Consider the following 13,361-nt stretch of genomic DNA (forward strand, 5'->3'; position numbering starts at 1 on the left):
CAATGTTAAGAAAAAATCCTTGCCTTACATATCGTGGTCAAAAGGTACCTGCCAAGGGTCACGATATTGATTGGAATGAAGTGGCATCTAAATACCATAGCTACATCCTTGGGCCTTTTGCAAAAGAAATGGTTTGTAAAGATAAGAAGATAGGTAAGATTAGAAATGAACTATTGAATTATCTTAGTTCAATACCGGATGAGAAACTTAAGGGAATGGAGATTGCCGATTTCGGTTGCGGGCCTGGAAATATTATTGAACATTTAAAAGGCAGGGTTTCAAGGCTAACGGGAATAGACAAAAGCGGGGCCGCGTTGAAAATAGCGTCAACCAGCGCTCGAAAGAACGGCATTGTATTTACTGCGTGCCGCAATGATCTCAAGAAAGTAAAATTGAATCGGCAATTCGATCTAATAATTTCGGTTAATTCAATTTTGCCTAAAGAGCGAAAAGACGTTGTACCAATACTTGAAGGGATTAGAGAACACCTCAAATCTGACGGGGAACTCTTAGCTATACTCCCTTCTTACGACACAACAAAGTATCTCAGAAAGTTATTGAAAAAGTATTATGTCAGCTTTTATAAAGATAAAAGGCAGGCAGAAGAAACCCTTCGCACTTTCGCTAAAATGAAGAAGGTAGATGATACTAAATGCGCGTATGCTGATGATGGTAAGATTCAACAATGCTACCACACTCCAAAAACTATAAAGCACGAATTCAAGAAGGCGGGCCTTAAAATAATTGGAGAACCAAAAAAGGTTTACTATCCATGGGATTTGACTAGAAAATTCGATTACGGATATTTCCCGGAGGCTAAGGAAGAGATATGGGATTGGTTTGTTGTAGCAAAAAGAGCTGAGAAAAGTTAGCAGCTATTACTTTTTTAAGCCCACCTGATTCCCCACAGCCTTAGAAGGAAACCTACCTGAGATTACCTGAATCTATTCATACAAAATTTCTATAAACAAGTAGCCTGTCTCTGGAATTTCATTGCATATACGGGGATGTATGTCTAGAATGATGCCATGTTGGGTAGTGTCCTAATTTGAAGCCCTCATACATTTTGTATTGAAATTATCTCAAGACCCTCTATGTTGTAAGTCGTGTGATTGTTATAAGACATGCACTTATCTGTTGAATTTTCTCTTGACAAGTCATAAGGGTGTGGTATATTACTATTGGGCCTGGGAAGGATAACAAAGCCATCGTCTTGGGCCTGTTCGGCGGGCTCTGTCGCCTGTGGGTGACACCTCGCCATTTTTATTTTAACCCACCTATTAAATATTCCTTAACAGAGAGGTGGTTTGGGTTATGCACCTCTATATAATCTTCACAACCTTCCTTCGGCACAAATGTTTTTAGGTTAACCTTCTCTTTTATAAATACTAAAAGGTCTAATTTGTTTTCATCTCGAGCTTCTCCCCTTCCCCGTTCTTTTCGAAAATCATAGCATATTGCACCTGTAAGAACGTCCACCATTTGGAGAAACACGGACTTCTGAGATTTGAGCATTTCGGCTTTTATGACTGTATGCACATTACCCATCTGCTCCTCATAAGATGTATCCCCTTCTGGTTTCGTGTCTGCATCTGCAATTATATATATCCGTTCACTTTTACTAACATGCTTTTTTATTAACCTCCTAGAATGTTCAAAATAAGTATGATAAGCTCCCCAGCTCTTGTGTAAATCTTTGCCGTGTTTATCGTATATCAAGGCATGAAAACTGTTGTTGTAGATAACAAACTTCTCAATAAATTCTTTGTAATAATCTATATTGCTTAACCCGACCTTATACCACTTAAATTCAAAATTCTTCCTTGTTTGACCAAGTTTATTTCTTGCCCTCTCTCTGATTTTTTCTAATTCTTCCCGTAAGAGATGATAATCGACAACAGACGTTAATTTCAAGAAACCATGACCAAAAACAGTCTGTGTGTCATGTGTTATATTGCCACTGCCGTCAATAAATCCTAAGCACTTTCTCATAGTCAAAATTGGGTAGTACTTTAATTGGCCCCAAAAGATAAAAGCTCCTCCCACGTCCACACGTGGTTACTTATACCTGCTTTCATTGCGGGAGTCATGCCCAAAGTTCTATGAACCCTCATAAAATTGTAATAAGCGAAGTGTAGAGATAGGGCAGCCTTAAGGTTCTCTAGCTTCTTTGAAAAGGCGTTTGTCAACCGTGTGAACCTACGCATCTGCATACGCATGGTAAGATTTTGCCGTTCAATATAGCTTGTAGAGACAAATCTGGCATCAGGATTCCCATTGATTATCGTGGATAACACCCCCCATACTTTTGGTGGGGAATACCTCCCATAGCCAGGAGTTGTAGGCCCAAAAATCTTAGATAACTGCGCATAGTCAACATCATGTCCAAATGCTTCTCTCACTGCCCAACGATACGAGCGGAAAGCATCTGTGGTTATTTGGATTCTCCCATTGCCAGCGAGCCGGTATTTTAACTCTCTCATAAACTTGATTGCTGTCTGCCCGTTTCGTTTACCGATAGTAAATGCAGGAACTAGCTTTGTTTCAGCATCCAGGCCCACAAATACGAATTGGTCTCCAAGTTCAAGATTCGTTTGTTCTTCGGGGGTCAACCGTCTTTCCTTCTTACGAACAAACGTCCAGATTTCGTCAACCTGGATAAGTTTACTATGAAAGCCATGCACGTATTTGTCTAATACCTTTCTCTGGCAATCGTCTCCTGTTTTAACTAACAGCCGCATTACCGTATCCCTATGAGTGCCGGTCATACGCTCAATAGAACGTATAGAATTGCCCTCAACCAAAGCCTTCAAAACTTGTATCTTTCGCTCCATAGGTAAGGTGTTCATTTCGGTCTCCTTGACGGAGACCCTGAAAGGAGTATAATTGAGTTGGGCCTAACGGCCTCGACCTGGTGACTCTTTCAGGGCTTCCAGGTTGGGCCTAGCTGGTGTTAGCGCACCAGCTGGGCCATTAAATTAAGAAGGAAAAACATCGTTGCAGTTTAAACTTGATTTTTGGTGGGCCTCTAGCTACTATACGTAAGAAGCCCCAAGCCGTGAAAACGGTAAACATCTGAGCCTCCAAGTTTGGGTGTTTGGCTTCATACGGCATGCTGAGTTGCAGCTCAGCATGCCGTTTTAATTTGATTCCGCTCTCTTTTCCCCTTTTGTCCTTTTCATTTGAGGTTCCACCTCAGGCTGTGCTTTTTCTTTTACCTTCTTTTTCGACTCAGCCGGATACCATTTTCTCAAACCCCACAAGGTTTCATTCTTACTCTTCTTCACAACGAGTTTGAGTGCTGGGCTTGTGGCGAGACTCGTATACAAATCCTTCTTGGGCGTATAACCGCTCTGTTGCATCAGGTCTGAGATTTCCTCGGTTGTTAAGGGCTTTCTATCTGTTCTTCCTAAAAGGATTGCTGCAACTTGGGCACCCCGCTTCCTCCCAATAAATTCTCCAGGTGTAACGCCCGGTAAAGTAACCCTTCTACTTGCTGTTGATTCTAAAGGTGCAACATTTTCACCGTTATCATCTACCGGCAACTCCAACTCCTTCATAATGCCAGCTATAATAACGTCTATCTCTGCCCTTTTCCTTCTAAACACTTCTAGCGCCGCCTCCAAGGCCTCTTTGTCAGCCATATTGATTTACCTCCGATTGTGTATAAAACAGCAACTTAACTTCACAGAGTGTATCAACTAGCCTGCCACTTGTCAAGTATTATTTTGGATAGTTATCTTAAAACAAGTAAGAAACATCCTAAGTGATGGTGAAACCGTATGTTAGGGTGGCACAAAAACACTTCACTGTGGCTTGCATAGAATGACAGTTAATTGACAGCAACAATTAACAGTGGGTATCAAGGTAAATTTGCGGTGGGTATTTTCTTAGATTCAAGAGTGCTCGTTCTGGGTAGGTCGAGAAGGCTAGAGTTCAAATTAGGACACTACCCCATGTTGCTATATATATGTTGTCACAGTGTGTCATTATGTGGTAATTGGGGCAACTGTGCTGTGGTGCGGTGATGACCGAAGTCCACCGAGTCGAATCCAGCCGTTTTCACCTCGCAGCCTGCCTTATAATCATCATTGCCGGGCTCATCGTCTACTCGAACACCATCCACTCCAGCTTCCAGTTTGACGACTATGAATATATCGTCGACAATCCGTTAATAAGGGATCTTCACAACGTACCAGAATTCTTTCAGAAAAACGGTATTTCATTCGCATCGCGCGGTGTGGTTACGACGAGTTTTGCCATCAATCATTATTTCTCAGGACTGTCTGTCGAAAGCTACCACTGGGTAAATATCTCCATCCACCTGGTGAACGGTATGCTGGTTTACTTCCTCGCGATAATCATCCTGAAACAGTTCTTCCCTTGTGGGAGCGGGGCCGGGAACGGCGGTGGTGGCAGCAGTGTACGTATCCTTGCCCTGTTTGTGGCCCTGTTTTTTGTTACCAGTCCTATCCAGACCCATCAGGTTACTTATATTTTTCAAAGGAACGGCTTGACGGCATCGTTCTTTTATCTCTCGTCGCTTCTGCTGTTTATTAAGGCCGTCAACAGGCCGGGCATAAGGGTCTACCTATATGGAATGAGCGTGGTGAGCTTTCTTTTTGGCATATGGTCCAAGGAGATGGCCTGCACGGCGCCGGTTATTATGTTTTTGTACTATCAATGCTTCATCACCAGAGATTGGCGGTCACCCCGCAGGGGAATTAAGCTGATATTGCCATATATTATGGTATGGGCGGTCTCATTTTATTTTGGCGTGGTGAGGAACGTCACCCTGGAGCAAATCTCCGACTGGACCTTTTGGGAATATCTAGTTACTCAATCCAATGTCCTCATTGCATACATTAAACTACTCCTGTTGCCCCTTCCAGGCAGGTTTAACGTGGACGTCGACTTCCCGCTGGCAGGCACATTATGGGAGTTCCCTACACTGCTCTCAGCGGTGTCTATTGTTGCGATACTCATCACGGCCGTTCTGTATCTAGAGAGGGCGAGGCCGATGGCCTTCTGTATCCTGTGGTTTTTTGTGATATTGGCTCCTACAAGCGGTCTCGTTCCCGTTATGGACATTATGGTCTCGTATCGCCTGTATCTCCCTGGGCTGGGCTTTTACCTGCTCATGGTCGTGGGTATCCATAAGGCACTCTGTTACGCAGGCGAAAAGAACGGATTAGAACCGAAGCTTATTCGTCTTGTGGAGCTGGCAGTATTTATAACCATAGTCCTGTTTTATGGCGTGAGCGCGCACGAGCGGAACAAGGTATGGCAGACGGAGATCACACTATGGACGGACGCAGTGCAGAAATCTCCCGATAAGATAAGACCCCACTTCAACCTTGGCCGCTGCTACCAGAAGGAAGGGCAGACCATGAAGGCGTGGAAACAGTACTTTATATGTAAGACAATCCACGCGAAGATGCCTGAAATAAGGAACGGTAACGAGCTGCGTTGCGCCAGCGCGGCGTGCAACAACCTGGCGATGATTTACTTTGATGCGGGACTGCATGACACGGCCGTAACGATATTAAAAGAAGCCATAAGGATTTATCCGAAAAGTACAAAGGCCCATCGAAATCTGGGTGACGCCTACGTCTATACCGGCAGGTTGGACGAGGCGGAGGCCGAGTATAAGCTGGACATACGCCTGGACCCGCGACACTCGCGTTCGTACTCCGGACTTGGCGTGGTGTATGAGAACAAGGGTATGCTGAACGAGGCGGTAGATGCCTATACAAAGGCCCTCAAGACCGAATCCGATAATACGGAGGTGCGCATCAGGCTGGGTGAACTGTGGCTGAACCACAAAAGGAATCCCGGCAAGGCCATGCGGCATCTGCAGGAGGCGCTGACGCAGAGTACTAACACAGAAGAAAGAAAAGAGATTCTGGGCATGATTGTGTCTATCCGGGATACCAGATCCAACACCCCACCCTAGGGGGTTGATAGTTCCCTCCGGACAAGGTAGATTGGGCATATATGATGACGAGGTGGGGGGAGCTATCTATGGGTTTGAGTGTATCGGACAGAGGGGAGAGACGCTTCCATGGCCTGGCATGCCTTGCCATAGTCCTTACCGGGCTTGTCGTCTACTCGAACACCATCCATTCCAGCTTCCACTTTGACGACTATCATAGTATTGTAGATAATGCCGCAATAAAGGACGTTCGCAACATACCACAGTTTTTGTTTACGCAGCGCGGGGTGGTTCAAGCCAGTTTTGCGCTCAATTATTATTTATCGGGATTGTCTGTAGAGGGCTACCACTGGACAAACATCTGCATCCACCTGCTGAATGGTGTGTTGGTGTACTTCCTTGCGATAATTATCCTCAATCAATACATATCGGAAACTCGCATCAGAGGCACTTCTCGAGTGCCTGTCCTTGCTCTGTTTGTTGCCCTTTTGTTTATTACATCCCCTGTACAGACGCACACAGTTAATTATGTAGTGGAGAGAAATGGTGAGCTGGCCTCAACTTTTTATCTCTTATCCTTTGTATTCTTTGCAAGAGCTGTTTCTATAAGCAGTGTCAGCATACCATTCTACGTGTTGAGCATTGTTTTCTTCCTTATCAGTACCTACTGCAAGGAGTTTGCATATACGAGCTTTATAATGATGTTTTTGTTTTACCTATGCTTTGTGTCGAGGGACTGGCATGGTTGGCCACGTAGTCTTAAATTGGTGCTTCCATATATTGCCTGGGCTTATATGCGCACAAACGGGATGGAGACAATTCCACCGCCGCTTGGTCTAAAAGCAGCTAAAGTAGCTGACGTAGATACGACAACTGCTGCTATAGGGCAACCCTGGGAGTACCTGTTAACTCAGACAGTTGTTATTATGGAATATATTAAACTACTTGCGTGGCCACTGCCTAGCAAGCTGAACATAGATTACGACGTTACGCTGGTAACCACCATCTGGGAGCCCTCCACGGCAATCTCCGCAGTGGTCACTATCGGCCTATTATGTTTTGCGTTTATATTTCTCAATAGAGCAAGGCTTCTGGCATTCTCTATACTCTGGTTTTTAGTGGTATTATTACCCAACAGCGGCTTCTTCCCACAGGGCGTGCGGGAGCTTATGGTCTGTTACAGGCTGTATCTTCCGAGCCTTGCATTTTATCTACTTCTTGTTGTGGGTGTTCATAAGGTATTTCGTTACGTGGGTGAATGGAAGGGAGTAGAACCAAGACGGCTTTATCTGGCAGAACTGGCAACACTTATCGCCATAGTCTTTTTCTACGGCATCTGCACATACGGACATAATAAAGTGTGGAAGACAGAGGTTTCACTGTGGGAGGATACGGTAAGAAAATCTCCCAATAAGATAAGGCCTCGCTATAATCTCGGCAAGGCCTACGAGTTGGATGAACTGCTGGATAAGGCCGAGGTAGAGTACATGAGATGTATAGAGATGTTTAAAGCGACTCCACGTTCTAGGCGACATTTAGGCATGGGGTCTTATTACCATGCCAGCCTTGCCCTGGCGGGTATTTATTCGCAGGGAGGCAAACATACCGAGGCCATAGACCTGTACAGGGAGTGCCTAAAAACTGTTTATTGGAAAGCCGACGGGCATAATAACCTGGGTCTCACCTACTACCGGGCGGGACTTTTAGAGGAAGCAGAAAGGGAATTCAGACTTGCTATAGAGCTTGACCCAGGGCTTAGTATTGCATACGAAAATCTAGGTGCGTTGTGCGAGGTAAAAGGGGAGATGAATGCGGCCCTGGCGGCCTTTACGGAGGCTGTAATGGCCGGCCCCAAAAATGCAAAGGCGCACATAAGATTAGGGCAGCTATGGTGGAATTACAAAAAGAGGCCCGACATGGCACTCATGCACCTGAACGCCGCCCTAAAGTCGGACTTAGACAAAGAGACCTTGAAAAGGGTCTTGCTAGCGATAGATATTATAAAGAAACAAGCATCACAACTACTTAGACCTCACACAGAAAAGGACCCTTGGTAGAAGGTCGTTCGTCTTTGCGAGTTAATATGCTTCCATGACTGGATGCCGGACCCGGCGTGGTGTATGAGAACAAGGGTATGCTGAGCGAGGCGGTAGATGCCTATACAAAGGCCCTCAAGACTGAACCCGATAATACGGAGGTGCGCATCAGGCTGGGCGAACTGTGGCTGAACCACAAAAGGAATCCCGGCAAGGCCATGCACTACCTCCGGGAGGCCCTGAAGGTCAGCGGCGACCGGGAGACCACTGAAAGGATTAAAGAGACCATACGGACTGTAGAGAAACATGGGTTGCCACGCCGTCCCGGTGATATGGTAAAAAACCATTGACATGGCTGCAAGGGTTCTACGGCTGTCTCGCCTCTAATCAAATGTTTATGCCTGTCCCGTCCCGTCAACTTTAGACTTTACATTCTCGATTAATTATTTATTCTAGTTGAGATTGAAAGGAGGCTTTTAGGCCGCCGGTAAGAGGGTGCAATCAGCGGTAGCTGCCGGCTCTGTCCCTTTACATTAAGGAAATAGAAAGATGTCAACTACCAGGACTGTTTTGATGGCACTGGCCGTCATTGCCTGCACCGTATATCCCTATGTTCCCGTTTACGCGGACTGGCAGAGTACCGTAAAGCAGGGAGATGAGCTATACGCAAAGAGGTCTGACAAGGACGGAAGGAAGGAACTCGAAGCGGCAATAAAGCAATATGAAGCGGCCGTAAAGGAAATTCCGGAGAAAGACGAGAAGGCGCGCGCCGGGGTGTACGTTAAGCTTTCCCGCGCCTATTACAAGATTGCGCAGTATTTTTCACAGAGTGATGACGACCGCTCGAACATGTCCGACAAGGGACAGAAGTGGGCCGAAAAAGCGATAGACATAGAGCCGAAAAACGCGGAGGCGCATTATTACATGGGTACGAACCTGGGCTTGTGGAGGAGCATACACAAGGCATCCTTCAGGGGCGGGCTGACGGGTGGCGGCATAAAGAAGGAGTTCCAGAAGGCGGCGGACCTCGACCCGAAGGGCCTCTACGGACAGCCCGACATGCGCACTGCCGAGTATCTGCTGGCCCGGGGTGATTCACAGAAGGCACTGGGTTATGCCAAGAAGGCCGTTGAGATACAGCCAAAACTGCTGATGAACAAGCTTATACTGGCGCAGGCCATGTGGGTGACCAACGACCAGATGGGCTCAAGGAAGGTTCTCGCGGAAATAGCCGCTCAGAGCGATGATATCATACCGTCGGAAATCCTGGAAAACAGAGATACCATTAAAGAGGCAAAACAGATCCAGGGGAATATAGCGAATAACAACGAACCGGACTGGTAGACCGTCCGTACACCGGATTGCTGTAGGCATACAAACGGGGCCTGAAAGCGGTATACCGCCATCTATTATCTTCTAGACAAAGGGGGTTCATAACGATATCATCACGCAATTAAACAGAGAATCTTTTTGAGATGGCAATTACGATACTGCGGAAGAAGAAGAGACGTAGGCCCACGGGAACGAAGTATCCCATTGTGCTGGCTCCGGGTCTCTTTGGTTTTGACAGCAAGGTCATTTCTTACTTCCTGGGCATATCCAAGTATATAACATCGCTCGGCTGCAAGGTTACAACCACTACATCAGAAACCGCCCGAATTGACAAGAGGGCCGCCCTGCTCAAGGCCCAGATTCGCGATTTCATCCAGAAGACCGGGGAAGATAAGGTAAACATCGTTGCCCACAGCATGGGGGGGCTCGACTCCCGGTACGCCATATCCAGCCTGGGCATGCACGACACGGTAGCTTCACTTACCACAATAGCTACACCGCACCACGGAACACCGGCAGCCGACTGGTGCGCAAAGAGGCTGTCAGGGCTGGCCGTCCTGGTGGAAAAATATGTAGGGACGGACGCCAGTAGCTTCCATGACCTCACTACGGATAGTTGCAAGAGGTTCAATGAGGAGGTTAAGAACGTTGAGGGTATAAAGTATTTTACCTACAGCGGGTCTAAGGAAAAGACAAAGGTCTCGCCCCTCCTGTGGCCGCTCTTTGACGTGATAATGAAAAAGGAGGGAGAAAACGACGGCCTGGTATCCGTGCGCTCCGCCAGATGGCAGGACGGCAGCAACGGCGTCAAATACATGGGTAACTCTAATGCCGATCATCTAAACTTCATCGGCTGGAGGTTTGACCTCGAATTCATCGCTAATTTCGACAAGAGACGGTTCTACCGCAGTATCGTAGAAAACCTGAAGAGGAACGAACTGTAACGCCGACGTTTTAGCTCCGTGGAGTTGTTCCAACCGGAAACTGCCTCTGTCGCCGGCACACCTTGCATCTCAGTCCCCGGCGGCCCTTCATCGGCTCACGACCCCTGTGCGGGTGTTTTCTTCCTTAAGTGAATTCAGGATATCCAGACAAAAATCCGTGAGTGTGTCATCGCGCGCGCCCATAACCAGTACGACGTCCCCCGGTACCGCCTCCGAAAGTATGTGCCCTGCGATTTCCCATCGTGCCGGGACGAAGTGCGCTCTGATCCCGTTGGCCGATATGGAGTCAATTATTTCTTTGGATGATATGTCCTTTTTGGCGGTGCCACCGGCATAGAATATCTCCGGCATGTACAGTGCGTCGTCCGCGCACAGCGACTCCGAGAATGTCTGTACAAGCTCCTCCCTGAGAAAGCGTGTGGGACGGTAGCCATGGGGCTGGTATATCGCCAGTATCCTGCGGGAAATGGGCCGCACGGATTCGATAGACGTCCTTATCTTCACCGGGTTGTGGGCAAAGTCGTCTATGACCTTAATGCCGCGTGTTTCCCCTATTACGTCGAGCCTGCGTTTTATACCCCGAAAATCCCTCAACGCCTCCGCCGAGACCTCCAGCGGTATGTCCAGAAGGTGGGCGGTAGATATCGCCGCCAGGGCGTTCATGACGTTGTGCCTGCCGGGGAGGTTCAGCTCAAAGGGTACGCCGCTAACCTTGAATGAAGAGCACAATTCCCTGCTGTCCGTGTCTATGCCGGTGGCAGTGATAAGCGCGCCCCTGTTAAAACCGAAAGTAACGGTCTCAACCGGCAGCGGTTTAATTCTGCCCACCAGGGGGCAGTCGGAGTTGACGGCTAATTTCGAACAACTCGCGACATAGGTGGAAAATAGCTTAAGTAGCTCATCTATGGGCTTATGGTCCTTGGTGATATTCGTGATGACTCCAACCTTTGGCCGGTAGTATATAAGACTGCCGTCGCTTTCATCCGCCTCTATAACGCAGACGTCGGAATGGCCCAGGCGGACGTTGCCCAGCCCGGGGGCCTCAACATAATTTTTCATTATGCCGCCTGCCGTCACGGTGGGGTCGATACCGGTAGTGTCCAGTATCCATCCGACCATGCCGGTTACCGTAGTCTTGCCGTTTGTTCCGGCGACGGCGACACCCCGGAGGTCGTTAAAAAGAACGGCAAGCAGGGCCGCGCGGTTAACTATGGGGATGCCCCTCTCACGCGCCGTCTTGATGTCGGGGTTGGATTCTTCTATCGCTGAGGATACGACGGCTATGTCAACGCCGTTTTCGAGGCCTGAACCGTTCTGAGGATGGCAGCTAATGCCAAGTTGGGAGAGCTTCTGGAAGGTGGCGGCGTTCAACCCTTTATCCAGGCTCCTGTCGGAGCCGCTTACTCTGTGGCCCCTCGCCCGCAGTACCTGGGCAAGGGCACTCATGCCGCTACCGCCGAGCCCTACGAAGTGATAGCTCAAGGAGCCGTTTGTCGTCTTCATTCCCTGGGTTGTATATATCCATGTGCCCCCCTCGCTGAGCGAGTTAATGGCAAAGGTATAACGCAAGTTTAACCCGTTGTCAAGGATTAAGCTTGCTGTGATTCAGACTGCCTTGTGAGATGTTTCTCGGGACGCACCACGCGGGCTCTAGCCATCCAGCTTCTCAACCTCAAACACAAGCAGCGTCTTCGGGTCGGGACAGGCGAATGCGGCCTTGTGGGGGTCATCCGACCAGGGGAAAGAACCGCCGTATCTAAATATATCTATGGCGGGAAACAGGACGTGCATCATCATAGGACAGATCTTACCGCGCTCCGTGTCAAAGTCGAACGTCTCGCCCACCTTGTGCCCCCTGTGACAGGGCGCGGGCCGCACCTGCTCCGTTATGGTAATCTTTATCTTTGGTCTTCTTGCCATATTATTTGAGAATTATATCACATAAATTTAAGGTTCAAGCCGTGAATCTCTCAGCTGCAGGACGCCGCCACAGCCCGTCCATGATATCAAACCTGACCTCGTACATGTTGACTCTTGGGCTTGCTTTCCACCGTGGCGAGGTATATAATTAGTGTTTTATTATATTGTGGAACGTACTTAAGCCGTGATTACTCCCAAAGTTAGGGGCCTTACTTACACAGAAGAGGTATATCCGGTCAATTCTTCTGGCACCTTCGTTCATCCGCAAGCCGGGGAGCGGGACGATGCCGTTAGTGAGCGCAGGGCCCGGTGTGTGAGGGGGCCGGCTTAGATTCATCGGGGGATTTCCGGGAAAATGTCTAGACCTGCCATATCGGTCTGTATAATAACACATAATGAGGAGTCCAAGATTCGCCCTTGTCTGGAGAGTGTAAAATGGGCCGAGGAGATAGTGGTGGTAGATTCCGGCAGTACCGATAACACGGTGGAGATATGCAGGGAGTACACGGACAAGGTTTTTCATAAGCCATTTCCCGGCCATATAGAGCAGAAGAACAATGCCCTGGACCTTGCCAGTCATGATTGGGTCCTGTGTGTCGACGCCGACGAGCGTGTCTCGCCCGAACTCGCAACGGAGATCCAGGAAGAGCTTTCTAAGGATAAGAGTGTCTACGACGGCTACCTGTTGCCCAGACACACGTACTTTATGGGCAGGTGGATAAACCATACCGGCTGGTATCCTGATTACAAGCTGCGGCTTTTTAGAAGAAACCTGGGCAGATGGGGCGGGGTCAACCCGCACGACAGGGTCACACTTGAAAGGGGGCTTATAAAGAACCTGACCGGAGACCTGCAGCACTTTAGCTATGACAATATTTCCGGACAGCTGGCCACCGTAGACAAGTTTACCACCATCTTTGCCGAAGAGATGCAAAAGCAGGGGGTCAGGTTCGGCCTCTTTCACGTGATATTCAGGCCCGTTGGCCGTTTTTTTTCCATGTATTTCTTAAAGCTGGGGTTTCTGGACGGCGTGGCGGGTCTGGTCATATCCGTCATGGGCTCAATGTACTCGTTTCTTAAGTATGCAAAGTGCTGGGAGATGCAAAACACTAAGGACAAAGGCGATGGGCAGGGCGGCGACCATTAGAGATTCTTTTTGTGGGAGTGATTGCCCGTTATAACGGCGATTAGTTT

General features: G+C 48.1%; 12 protein-coding genes. 7 read left to right on the forward strand and 5 right to left on the reverse strand.

The genetic code is table 11. The features are described from left to right. Window positions 1–872, forward strand: an 872-nt coding sequence (locus tag NOU37_05910; GenBank protein ID MCQ4574765.1) for a methyltransferase domain-containing protein, incomplete at its 5' end; no start/stop codon positions are given. 391 nt (window positions 873–1,263) lie between these two features. Here NOU37_05910 and NOU37_05915 read toward each other — a convergent pair. From NOU37_05915 to NOU37_05925, 3 genes are all read right to left on the reverse strand, one after another. Next, entirely contained in the window at window positions 1,264–2,052 is a 789-nt protein-coding gene (locus tag NOU37_05915; protein MCQ4574766.1) for a DUF3800 domain-containing protein, read from the reverse strand. After that, window positions 2,013–2,834, reverse strand: coding sequence for an IS1 family transposase (locus NOU37_05920; protein ID MCQ4574767.1), 822 nt, complete (start codon window positions 2,832–2,834; stop codon window positions 2,013–2,015). The genes NOU37_05915 and NOU37_05920 overlap by 40 nt, the downstream gene beginning before the upstream one ends. 306 nt (window positions 2,835–3,140) lie before the next feature. Then, window positions 3,141–3,644, reverse strand: a complete 504-nt coding sequence (locus tag NOU37_05925) for a hypothetical protein (GenBank protein ID MCQ4574768.1) — start codon at window positions 3,642–3,644, stop codon at window positions 3,141–3,143. A 383-nt stretch (window positions 3,645–4,027) separates the two neighbouring features. Between NOU37_05925 and NOU37_05930 the strand changes: the two genes are divergently transcribed. The 5 genes from NOU37_05930 to NOU37_05950 all read left to right on the forward strand — a co-directional run bounded on the left by NOU37_05930 (window position 4,028) and on the right by NOU37_05950 (window position 10,247). Next, a complete protein-coding gene (locus tag NOU37_05930) occupies window positions 4,028–5,956 on the forward strand; it encodes a tetratricopeptide repeat protein (protein MCQ4574769.1) in 1,929 nt (642 codons plus the stop codon). Between the two features lie 41 nt (window positions 5,957–5,997). Continuing rightward, entirely contained in the window at window positions 5,998–7,992 is a 1,995-nt protein-coding gene (locus NOU37_05935; protein ID MCQ4574770.1) for a tetratricopeptide repeat protein, read from the forward strand. A 56-nt stretch (window positions 7,993–8,048) separates the two neighbouring features. Next, a complete protein-coding gene (locus NOU37_05940) occupies window positions 8,049–8,321 on the forward strand; it encodes a tetratricopeptide repeat protein (protein ID MCQ4574771.1) in 273 nt (90 codons plus the stop codon). 199 nt (window positions 8,322–8,520) lie between these two features. Beyond that, window positions 8,521–9,315: a hypothetical protein gene (locus tag NOU37_05945; protein MCQ4574772.1), complete on the forward strand. Its 795-nt coding sequence runs from the start codon at window positions 8,521–8,523 to the stop codon at window positions 9,313–9,315. A 131-nt stretch (window positions 9,316–9,446) separates the two neighbouring features. Next, a complete protein-coding gene (locus NOU37_05950; protein ID MCQ4574773.1) occupies window positions 9,447–10,247 on the forward strand; it encodes a hypothetical protein in 801 nt (266 codons plus the stop codon). 87 nt (window positions 10,248–10,334) lie between these two features. On the opposite strand, the gene murC is transcribed toward NOU37_05950, so the two are convergent. Beyond that, window positions 10,335–11,816: a UDP-N-acetylmuramate--L-alanine ligase gene (gene murC / locus NOU37_05955; GenBank protein ID MCQ4574774.1), complete on the reverse strand. Its 1,482-nt coding sequence runs from the start codon at window positions 11,814–11,816 to the stop codon at window positions 10,335–10,337. A gap of 81 nt (window positions 11,817–11,897) precedes the next feature. Then, window positions 11,898–12,167 carry a TIGR04076 family protein gene (locus NOU37_05960; GenBank protein ID MCQ4574775.1) on the reverse strand — a complete coding sequence of 90 codons (270 nt, stop codon included), beginning with the start codon at window positions 12,165–12,167 and terminating at the stop codon, window positions 11,898–11,900. A gap of 355 nt (window positions 12,168–12,522) precedes the next feature. Between NOU37_05960 and NOU37_05965 the strand changes: the two genes are divergently transcribed. Next, a complete protein-coding gene (locus NOU37_05965) occupies window positions 12,523–13,314 on the forward strand; it encodes a glycosyltransferase family 2 protein (GenBank protein ID MCQ4574776.1) in 792 nt (263 codons plus the stop codon). Window positions 13,315–13,361: the final 47 nt, after the last annotated feature.

The organism is Candidatus Bathyanammoxibius amoris, assembly GCA_024451685.1.
In the GTDB taxonomy this organism is placed as follows: domain Bacteria; phylum Planctomycetota; class Brocadiia; order Brocadiales; family Bathyanammoxibiaceae; genus Bathyanammoxibius; species Bathyanammoxibius amoris.